The sequence below is a fragment of the Marinobacter sp. UBA2688 genome (genome assembly GCF_002352785.1).
In the GTDB taxonomy this organism is placed as follows: domain Bacteria; phylum Pseudomonadota; class Gammaproteobacteria; order Pseudomonadales; family Oleiphilaceae; genus Marinobacter; species Marinobacter salarius.
The window spans coordinates 132,634-151,648 of record NZ_DELU01000007.1 but is presented as its reverse complement, the minus strand read 5'-3'; the positions used below and the strand labels follow the sequence as shown (position 1 = coordinate 151,648).

Sequence of the window (19,015 nt, the reverse complement as noted above, 5' to 3'; positions counted from 1 at the left end):
CATGAGTTGGGGGCTCCGATAGGGTAGAATGGGCCACCATAAATATAACCTGTGCGGACACATAGCCGAGGAAGTGATCAGGGCCGAAGGTCCATCGTTGTTCACTTCGCAGACTGACTGAATTGTGGAGAGTTTTGAGATGGCTGATTATCAGGCACCTTTACGTGACATGCGCTTTGTCCTGAATGAAGTATTTGATGCGCCGGCTCTTTGGGCGTCTCTGCCCAAAGTGGCAGAGAACGTTGACCCGGACACTGCCGACGCCATTCTGGAAGAAGCCGGTAAGATTACCAGTGGTGTGCTGGCTCCTCTGAACCGCGAGGGCGATGAGCAAGGCTGTAAGTGGAATGACGGCGACGTGTCCACACCCGAGGGGTTTCGCGAGGCCTACCAGACCATCGTTGAGGGTGGCTGGAACGGCCTGGGCGGCAACCCGGAGTTTGGCGGTATGGGCATGCCAAAAACTCTGGTTGCCCAGTTTGAGGAGATGATGCAGGCGGCCAACATGGCCTTTGGCCTAGCCCCGATGCTGACGGCGGGCGCCTGCCTGGCCCTGGACGCCCATGGCAGTCAGGAGCTCAAGGAAAAATACCTGCCTAATATGTACGCGGGTACCTGGTCAGGCGCTATGGACCTGACGGAACCTCATGCGGGCACGGATCTGGGGATTATCCGCACCAAGGCCGAGCCTAATGGCGATGGATCCTTCAGTGTAACGGGCACCAAGATTTTCATTACTTGGGGCGAGCACGACATGGCGGAGAACATCATCCACCTGGTGTTGGCGAAGCTGCCGGATGCGCCCAAGGGCCCCAAGGGGATTTCCCTGTTTTTGGTGCCCAAGTTTGCAGTCAACGAAGACGGCTCCCTTGGCGAGCGCAATAGCCTGAGCTGCGGTTCCCTCGAGAAAAAAATGGGCATCAAGGGGTCCGCTACTTGCGTGATGAACTTCGACGGCGCCAGGGGCTGGCTGGTTGGCGAGGAGAACAAGGGACTGGCCGCCATGTTCACCATGATGAACTATGAGCGTCTGGGCGTGGGCATCCAGGGTGTTGGTGCTGCTGAAGCATCGCTGCAGAGTGCTCGTGAATACGCTCTGGAGCGTATCCAGAGCCGAGCTCCCACGGGTGCCCAGCAGCCGGAAAAAGCTGCGGACCCGATCCTGGTCCACCCTGATGTGCGCCGCATGCTGCTAACCATGAAAGGGTATGTGGAAGGAGGGCGCGCGTTCTCTACCTATGTTGCTCAGTGGCTGGATATCGCCAAGTATTCCGACGATGACGAGCGCCGCAAGCATGCCGAGGGCATGGTGGCGCTGTTGACACCGGTAGCGAAGGCTTTCCTGACCGATCGTGGCCTGGACGCCTGTATCATGGGCCAGCAGGTTTTCGGCGGTCACGGCTTTATCCGGGAGTGGGGCCAGGAACAACTGGTTCGCGACTGCCGCATAACGCAGATCTACGAAGGCACGAACGGCATCCAGGCGCTGGACCTGATGGGTCGGAAAGTGGTCGGCAGCCAGGGCAAGCTTTATGAGCTATTTGCTGAGGACGTGGCCACCTTCATCGAGGAAAACAGCAGCGACGAAAACCTGCGCCCCTACCTGGAGCCACTGGCAGCAGCATTTGAGCGCCTGTCGGATGTGACTGAGCATGTGATCAAGCAGGCTGGGGATAACCCGGACGCTGTGGGCGCGGCCTCCGTGGACTACCTCGACCTGTTTGGCCTGACGGCTCTCGGCTATATGTGGGCCAAAATGGTTAAAGTGGCGGCACCGAAGGCCGATGGCGACACCTCTGGCTTCTACACCGGCAAGGTGAAGAGCGCACGCTTCTACTTCGACCGATTGCTGCCGAAGACCGTCGCACTGGCTGAGGGCATTCGCAGTGGTAGCGACTCAATGATGGCTCTGACGGCTGAGGAGTTCTGAGTAGTCAGCGGTGAACAAAAAGGCAGGCCCGCGGGCCTGCCTTTTTGTGCTGCTCTATATACTCGCTTACAGGTTTTCTATCCGGCCTGGATCAAGAACAAACGGGTTTTCGTTACCTTGAATGTCGGCCACCTGGCGATGGCGGACAAGCTCTCGATCATCCGGTGGATCGATCTGATTCCAGCTCTTGAACACCCGGGAAGCGCCTGCCCAGGGCAGGTCATAGGTGTCCACCATATAGGCAACCGTGCGGGCGATATCGCCTTTTACCTTTTGCGGGGGTTCAAAAAACTGCGCACTCTCGCGAATTCCGCACTCGTCCGGGCTGCTTGCATTGCCCAATTCTTCGTAAATCGCGTTTCTCCGGGACATTTCAATGCGACTGCGCACGGGGACCATGTTATGAAGGTCCGATGCAATCTGCCGGTATCTGTCGTCATCGTCGCATTGGCTGCTGGTGCCGCACCCAAGTGCATTGCGAACTTCTGCCAGAGGGTAGACATAGCCTTCCGTAAGGACAAAGCCTTTATTTTTGAAGGGTGTGTCACAGAAGAAGGAGTTGCCGCCCTGGGCATAAAGGTTGCCCCAGAACTCGTTTTTTACAACGGTGTCCGGGTCACTGAAGCGGGTGTTCTGGCTGATGACGAGAGACGGGATAAGCAAGGCCGCCAGTGCGACCAAAACAACGTTTTTAGTTTTCATAGGCCATTTATACCTCTCAGCGCGTGACAGCGCCTTTGCTGATCGGGCCAGGAAAGGAAGTGGTTAGATCTGGCCGGTCAGAAAAATGACGGTTTATTCATTTATAATTGAGAAGTATGACACAGAGGCTCCAAAGGGAGAGAGCCTCTGTGTGGCTATTTGTTGCATTATGTTAACTGGTTAACACTTCACTTCTTTCGGTTGCGCAGATTCTGGTAACCCGTTCTCAAATCTTCGCCCAGCTTATGAGCGGTCTCGCGAGCCTCTTTTGATGCATCTTCGGCGTCGTGAAGGATGTGATCGAGTTTGCTCCGAAACCGTTCCCAGTCCTTCTCCAGATCGTCCCACTCGTCTTTCACGTCCTCATGGGCCAGATGCATCTGAACCCGTGCTTCGTCACGGTACTGTTTAATCTTTTCGGACAGTTTTTTCAGTTCGTCCTGGAAGCTCATATCACGCACCTCCTTTAACAGTTAACAACTATACGATGCTACTGAATATCGAAAACTGTCAAGCCGGATGACGGCCATTTCGCGGAGTCAGGCGGGTCTTGCAAGCAAGGTGATCAGGTCTTGCAGGTAATGCCAGGGGGAGAGCGTATCAAAGCCTTTGGCGGCCCTGTCGGTGGTGCTGCATAGTTCCAGTGCGGTATTGAGCTGGTGGCGGTTCAGGCGTCTCGCCGCTTGTTCAACGGCCTTTGCGCGCTGGGGCTGGAACACGCCGCGCTTCTTGAGGAAGCCGGCAGTATTCTCCCGTTTGGCCGCGGCGATATTCAGCTCCATGGTGAGGTTCAGGTCCCGTGTCAGCACCGCCAGCAATCCCAGCGGGTTCTCGCCTTCCTGCTGCAGTACCCCGACGATTTTGCGAGCGTGGGCGGCCCGGCCCGCGAGGAGTTCTGTCACCAGCTCAAAACCGTTGAAGCGGGAGCTGTCCTGAACAGCCTGTTCGACGGTGTCTTCGTCGATGGTGGCGCCGGTGCCCAATAACGCCAGGCGATCCAGTTCCTGACTTGCCGCCAGGAGGTTGCCCTCGAGGCGTTCCGCCAGGATGTCCAGTGCGCCGCGGGTAAGGCTGAGGCCATGGTTGCGAGCCCGCTGTTGCAGCCAACCCGGGAATTTATCAGTATCAATGGGCCATACCGGCACGTGTACGCCTTTGTCCTGCAATTCCTTGTACCACTTCCGGCGGGTTTCGGCGGCATCCAGCCGTGCGCTGATCAGTAGCAGCACAATGTCGTCAGGAGGATTCTGCAGCACGCTTTCAAGAACGGCGCGGCCATCACCCAATTTGCCGGTAGGCAGGTGTATTTCGATACGGCGTTTTTCGGCAAACAGCGATAGCGCACCAAACTCCTCGCCCACGCGGTTCCAGTCCAGCTGCTGGTCGGCGTGGAAGGTTACCCGGTCCTGATAGCCCGCTTCCCGCGCAGTCTTCCGGATCTGGTCGCAGCATTCCTGAACCAGTAGGGGCTCATCGCCTGACACCAGGTAAACAGGTGACAAGCCTTTCTGGAGAAGCTGGGGTAGCTGGTGGGCCTGGGTCTTCATGGTTGGCCACTGTCTTGATCGCGGGTCTGTTCCGCTTCCTGTTTCAGCCGGTCAATGCGATCCCGGTCAAGGGGCGCCAGGCGAAAGATAATTTGCTGGGCCAGTCGGTCATAGAGTTGCTCCTGGAGGGCTTCTTCTTCCCGTTGCTTGGCCAGCACATTGGATTCGTCGTAGCGATAGGTTTCACTGCTATTCAAGTCGGTTGGGGCGATCAGAGGAACCTTGTCGGAGGTCAAAACCTCAATATCGACCGTTTGCCGCAACGTATACTCGGCAGCCGCGGCGCGCACGGTGATGGCGCTGGCACGACGTTCCCGGCGGAAATTGCTGATGTTGAGCACATAATCGGCTTTTTCGGAGGGCTGAAGGTCGATGTTGCCCAGAGACAGCTGTTCCTTCACCGAGCCACACAGCTGTTCTGGCACATCGCCGGAGCAATCAACAGCCAGCGGCTGCAATGCGGACGACACCGGCGGGGCGCCCCGTAGCTGAAACCCGCATCCTGACACCAGAAGTGACAGGGCGAGGCCAGCCGGAAGTATCTTGGGTAGGCTCGCCGGGAGGTTCATATCAGTTCGCCACCACGTTCACCAGTTTACCGGGCACAACGATGACCTTTCGCACGGTTTTGCCCTCGGTGAAACGGACAACGTTCTCGTTCTCGAGTGCCAGAGCTTCCAGTGCGCTCTTCTCGATGTTCGCTGGGACGTCGGCTTTTGCCCTGACTTTGCCATTCACCTGCAGGACAACCTGAATCTCGCTGCGAACCATGGCGTCCTTGTCTGCCTCAGGCCAGGGCGCGTCAACCACAGGCTCGTCGTGACCCAGTGCGTGCCACAACTGGTGACAGATATGGGGAACGATTGGAGACAGGACGAGTACCGCGGTATCCAGTGCTTCCTGGCGAACCGCCAGGCTCTGGGGCTCATTGTCAGTCAGTTTGCTGACATCGTTGAGCAGTTCCATCACCGCTGCGATGGAGGTGTTGAACGTCAACCGTCGGCTGACATCGTCGCTCACCTTGGCAATAGTCTCATGGGTCTTGCGACGAAGATTGCGCTGACCTTCACTGAGGCCGGTGGTATCCAGGGCAGGAACTATTCCGCTTTCAGTGTGCTCGCTGACCATACGCCACAGGCGCTTGAGGAAACGGTGGGCGCCCTCAACACCGCTGTCGGACCATTCCAGTGACTGCTCTGGAGGCGCCGCAAACATCATGAACAGACGCACGGTATCGGCACCGTGCTCATCGATAATAGCCTGGGGGTCAATGCCGTTGTTCTTGGACTTGGACATCTTGGTGACACCACCGGCCACCACCGGTTGTCCGTCGTCCTTGTGAACGGCGCGCACGACCTGACCCTTGTCGTCTTTCTCAGTAACGACATCCGCTGGCGAGATCCAGATTTTTGCACCGTTATCGTCTTCACGATAATAGGTTTCGGCCAGCACCATGCCCTGGCACAGAAGGCGGTTAAAGGGCTCGGAACTGTTGACCAGCCCCACATCCCGCAGCAGCTTATGGAAGAAGCGCGCATAAAGCAGGTGCAGAATGGCGTGCTCGATGCCGCCGATATATTGATCTACCGGCAGCCAGTAGTTGGCGGCAGCCGGGTCCAGCATGCCCTTGTCGTAGTTGGGGCTGCAGAAGCGGGCGTAGTACCAGGACGACTCCATAAAGGTGTCAAAGGTGTCTGTTTCCAGCGTGGCCGGTTGGCCTTCAAAGCTGGTCTTTGCCCATTCCGGATCTGCCTTGATGGGAGATTGGACGCCGTCCATCTCCACGTCTTCGGGCAGTGTGATCGGCAACTGATCGTCCGGTACCGGGCGTTCGGTGCCATCGTCCAGGGTCATCATCGGGATTGGAGCGCCCCAGTAGCGTTGGCGCGACACGCCCCAGTCCCGCAGGCGATAGTTGACCGTGCGCTTGCCAATACCGCTTTCTTCCAGATGATCGGCGATTGCGTCAAACGCCTCGGCACTGGTCAGGCCGTTGTACTTTCCAGAGGATACCAGAACACCTTTTTCGGTGAAGGCGCGCTCCTGAACATCGATTTCGCGGCTGTCTGTGGCGGCGATAACCTGCTTTATGGGCAGGCGATACTTGAGCGCGAACTCGTGGTCACGGTCATCATGGCCGGGCACCGCCATCAATGCGCCAGTGCCATACTCCATGAGCACGAAGTTGGCGACGTAAACGGGAATCTCTTCCTGCGTCAGCGGGTGAATGGCCTTGTAACCGGTATCAATGCCTTTCTTTTCCATGGTTGCCATATCGGCTTCGGCAACCTTGCTGTTACGGCACTGCTCGACAAATTCAGCAACCTCGCGATAGCGCTCGGAAGCGGCCTTGGCAATGGGGTGCTCGGCGGCCACGGCCATGTAAGTCACGCCCATGAGCGTGTCCGGGCGGGTGGTGTAGACGTCCAATGCGTCCTCGCGGCCTTTGAGGGGGAAGGTCAGCTCGGTACCCACGGATTTGCCGATCCAGTTACGCTGCATGGTCTTGACCTGCTCAGGCCAGTCCTCCAGCTCGTCCAGATCATTCAGCAATTCTTCGGCGTAGTCGGTAATGCGGATAAACCACTGGGGAATCTTTTTCTGCTCGACCAACGCGCCGGAGCGCCAGCCGCGACCATCAACCACCTGTTCATTGGCCAGCACCGTCTGGTCGATTGGGTCCCAGTTGACGGTGGACATCTTCTTGTACACCAGGCCTTTTTCGTAAAGGCGGGCGAAGAACCATTGCTCCCAGCGGTAATAATCCGGCTTGCACGTCGCCAGCTCGCGGTTCCAGTCGTAACCGAAGCCCAATTGCTTGAGCTGGTTTTTCATGTAGGCAATATTGGCGTGGGTCCACTTCGCCGGCGCAGTCTTATTGGCAATGGCGGCGTTCTCAGCGGGCAGACCGAACGCGTCCCAGCCCATGGGCTGCATGACGTTCTTGCCCTGCATGCGCTGGTAGCGGGAAATGACGTCGCCGATGGTGTAGTTGCGCACGTGCCCCATGTGCAGTTTGCCGCTGGGATAGGGGAACATGGACAGGCAGTAGTATTTGGGTTTGCCCGGTTCTTCCTTCACCGTAAACGTGTTGTTTTCTTCCCAATAGGTACGGGCTTGTTGTTCAACATCGCGCGGATTGTATTGCTGGTCCATTCCTGCCATTACCAAAGTTACCCTTTATCAGACCGTATCAAAAAAGATGTGCGAAGAGGCCGGACATTCTAACGCACACAAGGCTTAACAGGTAGTCTGCCAATTTGCCGATACTGTGCCATGCTTGGGGTTATGGTGAAGGGCAGAGCGGGTATGGCTGTCCAGGGCACGCTGTAAATACGTCCCTGTACGCTCGACAAAAACATCCATGTTTTTGACATCCCTGGACAGCCATACCCGCTCTGCCCCGGACTCTGGGAGTCAGGCTTACAAGGCAACTGCCAATGTCTGGTGTCGGGGTGTCGGTTGCCTTTGCGGGACTGTCTGCAGCATGGATGCTGCAGTCAAGCTTACATGGACGTATTTACAGCGTGTCCCGCAAAGGCAACCGACACACCGGCGCGGCACCTGTAACCCGGTATAAGGAGCTGTCATGACCGAACCAGAACGCAATCATCTCTCAGGCAGGGCTCTCGAGGCCTACGACCGCATGCTGGAGCGGGTCCAGGCCCGTCTCAGTGATATGGAGAATACCACTCGCGATACCTTGAAAGAGGAAATCGAGCGGGCGGTGGAGTTTGAGTATGAACTGGCAGAGATGACCCGCGAAGAAGCGGACCTGCTTGGCGCGTATCTGCAGCGGGACCTCGAACACCTGCTGCATTTTGTGGAAGAAACCGGCGAAGGTCTGAAGGAATGGTTGCAACTGGATATCTCACTGCTGGAGCACCAGTTGGCGGATATGCTGTTCTCGGTGGCGGATAAGACCCGACTGGATACGCTGGAGCTGAACCAGAAACTGGAAAACCACGAGCCCAGCCAGTATATCAGCGGCGAAGTGGCCACTGCCGGCATGTTCAAATGCCTGAACTGCAGCCACATGCGCTGCCTGACCGCAACCAGCCATCTGGAACCCTGTGACGCCTGCGGCTCCCACTACTACGAACGCGTCACCAGCCGCTGGCCACGGAAGTCAGAATAGCCATAGGAAGACTAGGGGAGTCCAGCGCAGAGCCAGAACGGCCATGGGGTGGGGGTCCCTTTTCTGCCAGAAAAAGGTGTCCGAGCAAAGCGAGTTCTTTTTCCAAAGAAAAGGGACCCCCACCCCGTGGCCAGGCACCATTCAGGCAGGCTACGAACCCGCCCCCAGGAGAAATCAGTTCCGCGGAATCACCCGCTCCCGAACAAACACAATAAGAATCGCCGCCAGCGTCAGCACCGGCCAGGAACCGGATTGCATGTAGGGCGTATTGCCCTCCGCCGCATAGACCTCACCTGTCATCACCGCACGTTCAAACTGCGGGATGGTTTCGGTGATCTGGCCCTTCTCGTCAATAATGGCCGTTACACCATTATTCGTGCCCCTCAGCATATAACGACCGGTTTCCAGTGCACGCATGCGGGCGATCTGTAGGTGTTGCAGCGGGCCAATGGAATCGCCAAACCAGCCATCGTTGCTGATGGTCAGCAGCATGTCACTGTTGCGGGCATTGGTGGCGACGAAGTCCGGGTAGGCCACTTCGTAGCAAATAAACGGCATGATCCTGATGCCATTGGCCTCAAGCGGCGACTGATTGGCAGGGCCGCGACTGAAACTGGACATGGGCAGGTCAAAAAAGCCGATCAGACCGCGAAGCCACTGCTGCAGCGGCACATACTCACCGAAAGGCACCAGCTTCTGCTTATGGTAGATGCCGCCGCCGCTACCGATGGCCATGATGCTGTTGTGGTACGTAAAGTCTTCAATGCGGTCACTGAAGCCGTACCAGGGGATGCCGGTAATCAGTGTGCTGCTCTCTCCCAGTTCCTCACCGATGTGGTCGATGATTTTGCCAGCCTGGTCCTGGGGAATCGGAATAGCGGTTTCCGGCCACAGAATCAGGTCGGTATCCCAGTGGTCTTCAGTCAGCTCCAGGTATGCGACGATCTGGTCCCGGAGGAAGTCCGGGTCCCACTTGATTTGCTGGGGAATGTTGCCCTGCATCGCGACAAACGTGGTTGGTTCTGTCTGCAGGGTCGTCCATTGTGCCTGGGAGAATGCCGGGCCGGTTACCCAGGGCAGCAGCACCACACCAGCGACGAGCGCCGTGCTGGCATGGCGGGCTTTCCGGATCAGCCACCAACAGCCTGGAATTGCGCAGCCGGTCACGGCCACCCAGAACGTAAGCCCGTGAACGCCCGTTAAGGGGGCGAAGCCGGCCAGAGGCCCATCAACGTGGGCGGTGCCCAGGTACAGCCAGGGAAATCCTGTCAGTAGCCAGCCCCGGACCCAGTCACAGAGTATCCACACCGCCGGAAACAGGAACAGCCGCCTGACCGCGTTGTTTTTGGCAAGCTTGCCCCAGGCCCAGAACGCCAGACCATGGAAAAGAGCGAGTCCCGACACAAAAATAACGGTGAGTATGATCGCGAGTGGAACGGACGTATTGCCGTGTTCACTGATGCTGATGTAGACCCAGCTTGCGCCCGTACCGAACAGCCCCAATCCGACCAGCCAGCCAGCCCGAAACAGCTTTTGCGGGGCGAGCGGCAGGCAGCAAAACAGTATCAGCGCGACCGACAACGGCCCCAGCCACCACCAGTTAAAGGGTGAAAAGGTGAGTGTTTGCAAGGCCCCGGCAACGAGCAGAGTGGCCGCTCGCAGCCAGGCGTGCTCGGACAGGGCGGATGTCAGTTCGGAGGTTCGGGCCGTTGTATTACTGGTCATCACCACGCGTTACCTGCAGCAGACGGATAACACGGTTATCGGCGTTGGCAATGGTGAACTGCAATCCGCCAAACTCAACCGACTCGCCCCGTCTGGGCAGATGGCCGAATTCCTTGAGCACAACGCCGCCAATGGTGTCGAACTCCTCTTCGTCCAGCTCGGTTTCGAAGAATTCGTTAAAGTCGTCGACGGGGGTGACGGCCTTCACAGCGTAAGTGCCATCGCCGCGGGCCTTGATGTGGGTTTCCTCGTCGAAGTCATGTTCGTCTTCGATTTCGCCCACGATCTGTTCCAGCACATCCTCAATGGTGATCAGGCCGGCTGTACCACCGTATTCGTCAACTACAATGGCCATGTGGTTGCGGGTTTCCTTGAACTCTTTTAATAGCTGGTTCAGGCGCTTGCTCTCCGGTACGAACGTGGGAGGGCGAAGAATCTCGCGGATGCGGGTCCAGTTGAGGTCGTTGTTCAGGGCCAGAGGGAGTAGGTCCTTGGCGAGCAGTACGCCAATGACATCGTCCTGGCTGTCGCCAATGACCGGGAAGCGGCTGTGGGCAGATGAAATGATTTCTCCCAGGAACTCTTTCGGGTCCTGGGATGCCTTGACGGTGACCATCTGGGAGCGGGGAATCATGATTTCATCCACCCGCATGTCGATCACCTGCATGGCACCTTCGATGATGCTCATGGCATCGGTATCGATGATTTCCTGGGACTCGGCGTCCCGCAGGATTTCCAGCACGTCCTCGACGGACTCAGGCCCGCTGGAGAAGGCCTGTGATATACGCTCCAGCCAGGACTTGTTGCTGCCCTGACTGCGACTCGACTGATCGTCGTTCATGAGTCTTTTTCCGTTTCCTCTGTCTCGTAAGGATTGCTGAACCCGAGCTGCGCAAGCAGCCGGATCTCGAGGGCTTCCATGACCTCGGCATCATTGTCTTCAATGTGGTCGTAGCCCTGAAGGTGCAGCATACCGTGCACCACCATATGGGCCCAGTGTTCCGTCAGTGTTTTATGCTGCTCGGCTGCTTCTTTTTCAACAACCGGGGCACAAATGATCAGATCACCGGCCAACGGAACCGTTATACCGGCTGGCGCCTCAAATGGGAAGGACAGTACATTGGTTGGCCCTGATTTCCCGCGATACTGGCTGTTCAGCTCGGCGCTCTCATCACTGGCAACGATACGGATCGTCACCTCGGATGGATTCTCACCCAACCATGCGGCCCGGGCCCAGCGCTCAAACTCGATGTCATCTGGCGCCTCGGGTACCTCGATGGCCCGCTGCAAGTCCACTGTCAGTTCACTCACTGGCCTGTAGCGCTCCCGTCGTCAAAGGAATCGTAAGCCTCGACAATCCGCTGCACCAATGGGTGACGCACCACATCGCGGGCCTCGAACCGTGTGAAGCCAATACCGGACACCTTGCTCAGCACACCGGCCGCATGGATCAGGCCGGAATTCTGCCCGCGGGGAAGATCCACCTGGGTGGTGTCACCGGTGATCACGGCAGTGGAACCAAACCCGATCCGTGTCAGGAACATCTTCATCTGTTCGCGGGTGGTATTCTGGCTCTCATCCAGAATGATGAACGAATTATTGAGCGTGCGGCCGCGCATGAAGGCTAGCGGCGCGATCTCAATCACGCTTTTTTCGATCAGCCGCGTCACATGATCAAAGCCCAGCATTTCGTAGAGGGCGTCGTAGAGGGGGCGCAGGTAAGGGTCCACCTTCTGGGCCAGGTCACCCGGCAGGAAGCCGAGTTTTTCGCCGGCTTCCACGGCCGGCCGGACCAGCAGGATGCGCTTCACCTGTTCGTCTTTCAGTGCCTCAACCGCGCACGCCACCGCCAGCCATGTCTTGCCGGTACCGGCGGGGCCAATGCCAAAATTCACATCGTGGGTACGGATGTTGTGCACGTATTTCTGCTGGTTCTCGCCTCTGGGCTTGGCCTGCAGTTTCGGGGTTTTGATGACGGTGACGGCGCCCTTGTAAGGCACGTCATCCGGCAGCCGTTCGAATCCGGTCTCGCGGATAAACAAATGAACCATGTCCGGCGAGATATCATCGTTGGCTTCGGTTTCCCGATACAGGTGCCGGACAACTTCCGTAGCGGCTGCCACGTGTTCAGTTTCACCTTCCACCCGGAAATGATGGCCACGGCGGCCAATTTTGACGTTCATGCGCCGCTCAATGTGCTTCAGGTGCTCATCAAACTGGCCGCAGAGGGTGGTCAGCCGGCGTTGGTCTACCGGGTGTAGGTCGAATTGTCGGTGATCGTTGGCGTCCAAAAGTGCTCCGTTTGTTTACTCCCGTGGATTCAGGGAGCGGGTATGTCATGAATTGTGCAATCGGGCGCTGGCCGGAGGACTATTCCAAAAAACGCCCGTGAATACGTCCATGTAGGGCTCGGTCGCGCCATCCTTGGCGCTCCACGTTTTTGGAATAGTCCTCCGGCCAGCGCCCTTATCCAACTATGTGCAGGCTCACTTGTTTAAATACAAGACCATTTGCACGCTGAAGACACGAGAAGAAGTTGCGGAGAGTAGTGGGGACCTCCTCCCAAAAATGTGCGGAGCCATGGATGGCGGAGCCCAAGCGCACATGGATGTGCTTGTAGCGTTTTTTGGGAGGAGGTCCCCACCACTCGCCATTCACCAAACCCGAGACGCGTGGGGCCCAGGTTTAATACATCCCGGAACCCACAGGAACCCCGCGAAGAGAATTAGGCAGAGCCTCCCGAATCTCCACATCAATAAAGTGCCCAACCACCTCCGGATTCTCATGCCGGAAGTTCACAATACGGTTGTTCTCGGTACGGCCCGCGTATTCACCGGGGTCCTTCTTGGACAAGCCTGTTACCAGAATACGCTGTGTCGTGCCCACCATCTTGCGACTGATGTCCATCACATTCTGGTTCAGCCGGTCCTGGAGAATGCTCAGGCGCTGTTTCTTCACCTCCAGTGGCGTGTCATCCGGCAGGTCCGCCGCCGGAGTGCCGGGCCGGGCGCTGTAGATGAAGCTGAACGACATATCGAAGCCAATATCGTTGATCAGCTTCATAGTGTCCTCGAAATCCTTCTCGGTTTCCCCCGGGAAGCCAATGATGAAATCCGAGGAGAAGCTGATGTCCGGGCGAATCTTGCGCAGGCGGCGAAGTTTGGACTTGTACTCCAGAGCTGTATGGCCGCGCTTCATGGCTGCCAGTATCCGATCTGAGCCACTTTGCACTGGCAAGTGCAGGTGGCTGACCAGCTCTGGTACCTGCTCATAGGCCTCGATCAGTGAGTCCGAAAACTCCACCGGGTGTGAGGTGGTATACCGGATACGGTCAATGCCGTCGATGGTGGCGATCAGGGTCACCAACTCCGCCATATCCATCACGTCACCATCGTGGGTCTCGCCACGGTAGGCGTTCACGTTCTGGCCCAGCAGGTTCACCTCACGTACGCCCTGGCTGGCAAGGTGGGCGACTTCCGCGATCACGTCGTCCACCGGACGACTGACTTCCTCGCCACGGGTGTAGGGCACCACGCAGAAGGTGCAGTATTTGCTGCAGCCTTCCATGATGGAAACAAACGCGGACGGGCCGTCCGCGCCGGGATCAGGCAGGTTGTCGAACTTCTCGATTTCCGGAAAGCTGACGTCTACCACGCCAACACCATTACCCTTGGCGCGGACTTCGGTGATCATATCCGGCAGACGATGCAGGGTTTGCGGGCCAAAAACCATGTCCACGTAGGGCGCCCGGTCGATGATCGCCTGACCCTCCTGGCTGGCCACGCAACCGCCCACGCCGATGATCAGGTCCGGTTTGCTGTTTTTCAGTTTCTTCCAGCGACCCAGCTGGTGGAACACTTTTTCCTGCGCTTTTTCGCGGATCGAGCAGGTGTTCAGCAACAGGATGTCGGCGTCGTCCGGCGAGTCGGTCATTTCGACGGTTTCGCCGGTGCGAAGCAGGTCTGCCATGCGTGATGAGTCGTACTCGTTCATCTGGCAGCCATGGGTCTTGATGTACAGCTTCTTGGCCATGATTCTCAACGTGCTTGGTGTGTGATTTGCGCCGGGAGGTTGGGAGTGGCGCTTAAAAAAGTTAGCTGCACATTATAACGGGGTGATCAATCGGCAACCACCTTTGTCTCGGCAATCCTCTAAATCGCTTGTGGTAGTATTGGTTTTTCCAATTTTTTAGAACGCTCAAACAATCATGACTCCCGAACGCCTGGCCCGAATCAAACAAACCCTGGATACTCGCCAGCCCGATCTCAGCGTCCTCACCGACCAGGTCCACAAACCCCGCAATCTGTCGGCCATCATCCGCTCCTGCGATGCGTTTGGTCTTGCCAGCATGCACGTGGTCTGGCCGCGGGAAGGTTTCCGTGCCTTCCGAAAAACCGCCGGCGGCAGCTACAACTGGGTCACCACCCACACGCACCCCACCATGGACGATGCGGTTTCGGAGCTGAAAGGGCGGGGCCACAAACTCTACGCCGCCCAATTGTCGGAAAGAGCGATTGATTACCGGGAAGCGGATTTCACCGTGCCCTGCACGGTGATCATGGGTAATGAAGTAGATGGTGTCAGCGACAGCGCTGCCGAACAGGCTGACGAGCACATTGTGATCCCCATGATGGGCATGGTGGAGTCCCTGAACGTGTCGTCCGCCTGTGCGATTATTCTGTCCGAAGCACAACGGCAGAGGAAACAGGCAGGCCTGTATGCCCACCAGAGGCTACCAGACGATGAATACAACCGTCTGCTGTTCTGCTGGTGCCAGCCGGTCGTAAAACGCTACTGCGACGACCGCAACCTGCCATACCCGCCTATAGACCCGGAAACCGGTGAATTAGTCGACGGCGTAGGCTGGATGCAGGAAGTCCGAAAGCTCCGAGCCAACCGTCCGAGGTGGACTGATAAAACAGAATCAGCCACCAACGAACCTCAATAAAAGGATTAACCACAGTCGATTGATCGGTCACGGTGTGGGGTAGCATTTTCTGCCGGAAAAAGGTGTCCGAGCGCAGCGAGTTCTTTTTCCAGAAGAAAATGCTACCCCATGGCGGGACCAGCCCCAAGAGTTCTCAGTCTAGAAGGTCAGCCCCCAAAGTCATCAGATCAGTGAGCTGCTATTCCTCCCGGCCTTCAAGATAACGTTGCAGCTGCTCCCGCAACGCCTTAGGCAACCGCGTAATCGTCAATGCGTCGTTGTCACGGTCATAGTAAACCGCCTGATTCACCAGATCCGAAGAGAACGACACGCTCATACCACCACCTGAGCCCGCAATCCGAACCAGCTTCTTCACCTTGCGGTGATCTGGATGCAACACCCCGCTTTCCGGCAGCTCGGCAGTCTCACTGGCAAACTCCTTGAAACGCTGAGGCTCGTTCTCATCCAGGTAGCCCGACAATGCCTCGATGGCCACCGGCTCGCCCAACGCATGCTGCTCCTTCGAGAACTCATAGGCTCGCGCCCGAATCTTGCCTGCCTCTTCCGGTTCGGATGATTTGGCAAAGGCTTCCACGGCATCCATGAACGTCAGCGTCTCTTTCTCCACATCCACCTGATTGGTGAAACCGCATAGCTTGATGAACAGGTCACCGCCTTCCCCGGAACCACGAGCGTGGACCAGCGTAAGATAGTTCTCGCCGGCGTTGTCACCCAGCCAGTCGTCCAATTCCACGCGCACCGCCAGATTCAGCCGCGACAGGCTCAGGATGTCCGTCGCGTCCAACGTTTGCTGGGCATCAAAACGCATGGCGCTGTCGTTTTCCAGGATAAACAGATAAACCACCTCCGCATCCGCGAGGGCTTCGTGGACAATCATCAGGTGCCCCTCAAATTCCTCCTGGGCGCTGTTCAGCAGTTCCTGCCACTGGCCAAAAAGACGGTCAGTCATCGACGCAAAGCTTTGCTTGTCCTCCCGGTAGTCCTTCAGCCAGCTGCTGAACGGACTTTCACCGATGTCCTCGGAAAAACGACCGTATTTCTTGCCGGGTTTGCTGTTGAACAGGCGCTTCATCTGCTTGTGAAGCGCCTCATAGTCGCCACCCGGCTCGGCCAACGCCTCGCCGGGACGAACCCGCGCCGGCTGTCCGGGCTGATACTGGCTGGCGAAGAGAGTGCGGAGCTGTTTGATGGCCATGGAGTCAAGAGTCCCTTGGTTAATAGAACGTGTAGGAGGCTGAGGGTAAACCTTCAGGGGTTGGGATTGTAATGGTTTTTATAGGGCTGTGGGATCAGCCCCAAAACGAAGAAGCCCCCAAGGCCTAAGACCATGGGGGCTATCCTCAAAGTCCCAAAAGCGAGGTTAAACCCGCTTATGCCGCATCAGGTCCTGAATCAGTGAAGTCACCGCTTCAGTGACCTCCTTGTCATCGTCTGCAGAAACAGACGCCGATGCCACATCCGCACCCAGGTTCACCGCAATGGCAATCAGGCCATGGGCACTGACCACCTGCGCTGCGCGCCGACGGTCTTCGGCATTGCCGGCATTGTCCTCGCTGAGGACAACGGAGGTCTTGCCCTGATCGAACAGCGCCCGTTCAACTGCCAGGGCCAGCGCCGTGGCCTGCTTGCCGTTACAGGCAATAATGGCAGGCTTCTGCGCCAGACGGCGCTCGCGCTCTTCGCTGGTCACCGGGTCCAGCGACTCAACCGTGCCTGCAGTGCCGGCAATCATACCCGCACCGATCGTCACGTTGGTCAGCCGATCAATCACAATGAAGCTGCCCGTGGCGTGGTTGCGCTGATAGGCATCAAACGCAATGGGCTGGCTCAGGGTCAGCTCACACAGTCCGATTTCGTTCAGCTGAAGCGCAGACGGGTTGTCGTTCTTCTCCAGTGTGTTGACGTCGGTCTGGTGATGAATCTTTTTGACGGTAGCCGAGGTAAACGTCGGGCCGAGCTTGATGTCGTAAAGGCGACCGGTTTCCAGCGGGCCGTCCGTCATCCAGACAATGTTGGCGGTGAAGCGGTTGCCCACTTCTGGCTCATCCTCAGCCTTGACCAGCATGTCGCCTCGGCTGACATCGATTTCATCGGTGAGCGTCAGTGTGACCGCCTGGTCGATATAGGCTTCTTCCAGGTTGCCATCAAACGTCACAATGTCTTTGATTGCGCTGGTGCGTCGTGAAGGCAAGGCCATCACTTTGTCGCCGGGGCGCACAACACCAGAGGCTATGGTGCCGCAGAAACCGCGGAAGTTCAGGTTCGGGCGCGTCACGTACTGGACGGGGAAGCGGAAGTGCTCCAGATTTTTGTCGTGGGATACTTCCACCGTCTCCAGAATGTCCATCAGGGGCTGGCCGTCGAACCAGGGTGTGTTCTCACTCCTGTTAACGACGTTGTCGCCTTCGAGGGCAGACAATGGCACGAAGCGAATATCCTTCAGGCCAAGCTGATTGGCAAACGCCAGGTAGTCGTCCTTTATTTCATTGAAGCGTTCTTCGCTGAAATCAACCAGATCCATTTTGTTCACTGCGACCACGATGTGGCGAATGCCAAGCAGAGAGGCAATGTAAGAGTGGCGGCGGGTCTGGGTCAGAACGCCGTGGCGCGCATCGATCATCAGGATCGCAACTTGAGCCGTCGATGCCCCTGTCGCCATGTTGCGAGTGTACTGCTCGTGGCCGGGAGTGTCTGCGATGATGAACTTGCGCTTATCAGTTGAGAAAAAACGATAGGCAACATCAATAGTGATGCCTTGTTCCCGCTCGGCCTGCAGGCCATCGACCAGAAGGGCAAGGTCCAGCTTTTCGCCCGTTGTGCCCATCTTGGCGCTGTCACTTTTCAGGCTCGCCATATGATCTTCATAGATCATCTTGGTGTCGTGCAGCAGGCGACCAATAAGGGTGCTCTTGCCGTCGTCCACACTGCCGCAGGTGAGTAGGCGCAGCAGTTCCTTGTTTTCGTGTTGCTTCAGGTAGGCCTGAATATCTTCCGCAATCAGATCAGACTGGTGTGCCATCTTAGAAATACCCTTCCCGCTTTTTCTGTTCCATGGAGCCGGCCGAATCGTGGTCGATCACGCGGCCCTGACGTTCGGAGCTGGTTGCCAGCAACATCTCCTGGATGATCTCCGGCAGCGTGTCTGCCTCGGATTCGATGGCGCCGGTCAGTGGGTAACAGCCCAGGGTGCGGAAACGAATGGATTTCATCATCGGCTTTTCGCCTTCTTTCAAAGGCATGCGGTCGTCGTCCACCATGATCAGCGTGCCATCGCGTTCCACGACGGGCCGCTTGGCGGAGTAGTAAAGTGGCACGATTTCAATGTTTTCGAGGTAGATGTACTGCCAGATATCCAGCTCGGTCCAGTTGGACAGCGGGAATACCCGGATGCTCTCGCCTTTGTTGATCTTGCCGTTGTAGATGTTCCAGAGCTCAGGACGTTGGTTCTTTGGGTCCCAGCGGTGGTACTCGTCACGGAAGGAATAGACGCGCTCCTTGGCACGGGATTTTTCCTCGTCCCGGCGAGCGCCGCCGAAAGCAGCATCAAACTTGTACTTGTCCAGGGCCTGTTTGAGGGCCTGGGTTTTCATCACGTCGGTATGCTTGGCGCTGCCGTGAGTAAAGGGGCCGATGCCCTGTTTGATCCCGTCCTCGTTCTTGTGGACGATCAGGTCCAGGCCATACTCTTTTGCTTTGCGGTCCCGGAATTCAATCATCTGCTTGAACTTCCAGGTGGTGTCCACGTGTAAGAGCGGGAAGGGCAGCTTGCCGGGATGAAAGGCTTTGCGGGCCAGGTGCAGCATTACTGCGGAGTCTTTCCCGATGGAATAGAGCATGACCGGGTTGTCGAACTCGGCTGCAACTTCCCGGATGATGTGGATGCTTTCAGCTTCCAGCTGTTTGAGATGCGTCAGGTTGTAAGTGGTCATCGTGTCCTGTTACCGCTTTGCGTGCCTCCGGATTCGATAGAGGCTGGGCGTGTGAATGCCGCAATGATACCAGATCAGGCCATGGCATAAGAAGTC

16 protein-coding genes are annotated in these 19,015 nt (G+C 57.3%); 3 read left to right on the top strand and 13 right to left on the bottom strand.

The window, feature by feature from the left end; genetic code table 11:
• Positions 1-139 precede the first annotated feature (139 nt).
• On the top strand, positions 140-1,930 hold the full coding sequence (locus B3M52_RS02065) for an acyl-CoA dehydrogenase C-terminal domain-containing protein (RefSeq protein ID WP_075196522.1): 1,791 nt from the start codon (positions 140-142) through the stop codon (positions 1,928-1,930).
• Between the two features lie 66 nt (positions 1,931-1,996).
• Here B3M52_RS02065 and B3M52_RS02060 read toward each other — a convergent pair whose 3' ends face one another.
• From B3M52_RS02060 to leuS, 5 genes are all read right to left on the bottom strand, one after another.
• Entirely contained in the window at positions 1,997-2,632 is a 636-nt protein-coding gene (locus tag B3M52_RS02060) for an endonuclease (RefSeq protein WP_041332413.1), read from the bottom strand.
• Positions 2,633-2,820: 188 nt separating this feature from the next.
• Positions 2,821-3,084: a hypothetical protein gene (locus B3M52_RS02055; protein ID WP_041332414.1), complete on the bottom strand. Its 264-nt coding sequence runs from the start codon at positions 3,082-3,084 to the stop codon at positions 2,821-2,823.
• An 87-nt stretch (positions 3,085-3,171) separates the two neighbouring features.
• Entirely contained in the window at positions 3,172-4,179 is a 1,008-nt protein-coding gene (holA, locus tag B3M52_RS02050; protein ID WP_041332415.1) for a DNA polymerase III subunit delta, read from the bottom strand.
• Complete coding sequence (lptE, locus tag B3M52_RS02045; protein WP_036209774.1) at positions 4,176-4,748, bottom strand: LPS assembly lipoprotein LptE; 573 nt, start codon at positions 4,746-4,748, stop codon at positions 4,176-4,178. Before lptE ends, holA begins: the two co-directional genes overlap by 4 nt.
• A 1-nt stretch (position 4,749) precedes the next feature.
• Positions 4,750-7,335, bottom strand: a complete 2,586-nt coding sequence (gene leuS, locus B3M52_RS02040; protein ID WP_075196570.1) for a leucine--tRNA ligase — start codon at positions 7,333-7,335, stop codon at positions 4,750-4,752.
• A gap of 433 nt (positions 7,336-7,768) precedes the next feature.
• Between leuS and B3M52_RS02035 the strand changes: the two genes are divergently transcribed.
• A complete protein-coding gene (locus B3M52_RS02035) occupies positions 7,769-8,317 on the top strand; it encodes a zinc ribbon-containing protein (protein WP_007154802.1) in 549 nt (182 codons plus the stop codon).
• 174 nt (positions 8,318-8,491) lie between these two features.
• On the opposite strand, the gene lnt is transcribed toward B3M52_RS02035, so the two are convergent.
• The 5 genes from lnt to miaB form a co-directional block, all read right to left on the bottom strand.
• Positions 8,492-10,042: an apolipoprotein N-acyltransferase gene (lnt, locus tag B3M52_RS02030; protein WP_075196521.1), complete on the bottom strand. Its 1,551-nt coding sequence runs from the start codon at positions 10,040-10,042 to the stop codon at positions 8,492-8,494.
• A complete protein-coding gene (locus tag B3M52_RS02025) occupies positions 10,032-10,883 on the bottom strand; it encodes an HlyC/CorC family transporter (protein WP_036209781.1) in 852 nt (283 codons plus the stop codon). Before B3M52_RS02025 ends, lnt begins: the two co-directional genes overlap by 11 nt.
• Positions 10,880-11,353, bottom strand: coding sequence for an rRNA maturation RNase YbeY (gene ybeY / locus B3M52_RS02020; RefSeq protein WP_036209787.1), 474 nt, complete (start codon positions 11,351-11,353; stop codon positions 10,880-10,882). Before ybeY ends, B3M52_RS02025 begins: the two co-directional genes overlap by 4 nt.
• The gene (locus B3M52_RS02015; RefSeq protein WP_075196520.1) at positions 11,350-12,333 is read right to left on the bottom strand and encodes a PhoH family protein; all 984 of its coding nucleotides are present in this window, start codon (positions 12,331-12,333) and stop codon (positions 11,350-11,352) included. Before B3M52_RS02015 ends, ybeY begins: the two co-directional genes overlap by 4 nt.
• Positions 12,334-12,727: 394 nt before the next feature.
• Entirely contained in the window at positions 12,728-14,074 is a 1,347-nt protein-coding gene (gene miaB, locus B3M52_RS02010; RefSeq protein ID WP_041332420.1) for a tRNA (N6-isopentenyl adenosine(37)-C2)-methylthiotransferase MiaB, read from the bottom strand.
• Between the two features lie 175 nt (positions 14,075-14,249).
• On the opposite strand from miaB, the gene trmH reads away from it, so the two are divergent.
• Complete coding sequence (gene trmH / locus B3M52_RS02005) at positions 14,250-14,990, top strand: tRNA (guanosine(18)-2'-O)-methyltransferase TrmH (RefSeq protein WP_075196519.1); 741 nt, start codon at positions 14,250-14,252, stop codon at positions 14,988-14,990.
• A gap of 178 nt (positions 14,991-15,168) precedes the next feature.
• Here trmH and B3M52_RS02000 read toward each other — a convergent pair whose 3' ends face one another.
• The 3 genes from B3M52_RS02000 to cysD all read right to left on the bottom strand — a co-directional run bounded on the left by B3M52_RS02000 (position 15,169) and on the right by cysD (position 18,919).
• Positions 15,169-16,185: a nucleoid-associated protein gene (locus B3M52_RS02000; protein ID WP_075196518.1), complete on the bottom strand. Its 1,017-nt coding sequence runs from the start codon at positions 16,183-16,185 to the stop codon at positions 15,169-15,171.
• Between the two features lie 165 nt (positions 16,186-16,350).
• Positions 16,351-18,009, bottom strand: a complete 1,659-nt coding sequence (cysN, locus tag B3M52_RS01995) for a sulfate adenylyltransferase subunit CysN (RefSeq protein ID WP_075196517.1) — start codon at positions 18,007-18,009, stop codon at positions 16,351-16,353.
• A 1-nt stretch (position 18,010) separates the two neighbouring features.
• Complete coding sequence (cysD, locus tag B3M52_RS01990; RefSeq protein ID WP_036209815.1) at positions 18,011-18,919, bottom strand: sulfate adenylyltransferase subunit CysD; 909 nt, start codon at positions 18,917-18,919, stop codon at positions 18,011-18,013.
• Between the last annotated feature and the right edge of the window lie 96 nt (positions 18,920-19,015).

Excerpts from the sequence above, each read along its gene's own strand:
- B3M52_RS02000 (WP_075196518.1), bottom strand. The coding sequence starts at position 16,185 with ATGGCCATCAAACAGCTCCGCACTCTCTTCGCCAGCCAGTATCAGCCC.
- B3M52_RS02025 (WP_036209781.1), bottom strand. The coding sequence starts at position 10,883 with ATGAACGACGATCAGTCGAGTCGCAGTCAGGGCAGCAACAAGTCCTGG.
- cysD (WP_036209815.1), bottom strand. The coding sequence starts at position 18,919 with ATGACCACTTACAACCTGACGCATCTCAAACAGCTGGAAGCTGAAAGC.
- B3M52_RS02055 (WP_041332414.1), bottom strand. The coding sequence starts at position 3,084 with ATGAGCTTCCAGGACGAACTGAAAAAACTGTCCGAAAAGATTAAACAG.
- B3M52_RS02060 (WP_041332413.1), bottom strand. The coding sequence starts at position 2,632 with ATGAAAACTAAAAACGTTGTTTTGGTCGCACTGGCGGCCTTGCTTATC.
- holA (WP_041332415.1), bottom strand. The coding sequence starts at position 4,179 with ATGAAGACCCAGGCCCACCAGCTACCCCAGCTTCTCCAGAAAGGCTTG.
- lnt (WP_075196521.1), bottom strand. The coding sequence starts at position 10,042 with ATGACCAGTAATACAACGGCCCGAACCTCCGAACTGACATCCGCCCTG.
- leuS (WP_075196570.1), bottom strand. The coding sequence starts at position 7,335 with ATGGACCAGCAATACAATCCGCGCGATGTTGAACAACAAGCCCGTACC.
- trmH (WP_075196519.1), top strand. The coding sequence starts at position 14,250 with ATGACTCCCGAACGCCTGGCCCGAATCAAACAAACCCTGGATACTCGC.
- miaB (WP_041332420.1), bottom strand. The coding sequence starts at position 14,074 with ATGGCCAAGAAGCTGTACATCAAGACCCATGGCTGCCAGATGAACGAG.
- B3M52_RS02035 (WP_007154802.1), top strand. The coding sequence starts at position 7,769 with ATGACCGAACCAGAACGCAATCATCTCTCAGGCAGGGCTCTCGAGGCC.
- B3M52_RS02065 (WP_075196522.1), top strand. The coding sequence starts at position 140 with ATGGCTGATTATCAGGCACCTTTACGTGACATGCGCTTTGTCCTGAAT.
- cysN (WP_075196517.1), bottom strand. The coding sequence starts at position 18,009 with ATGGCACACCAGTCTGATCTGATTGCGGAAGATATTCAGGCCTACCTG.
- lptE (WP_036209774.1), bottom strand. The coding sequence starts at position 4,748 with ATGAACCTCCCGGCGAGCCTACCCAAGATACTTCCGGCTGGCCTCGCC.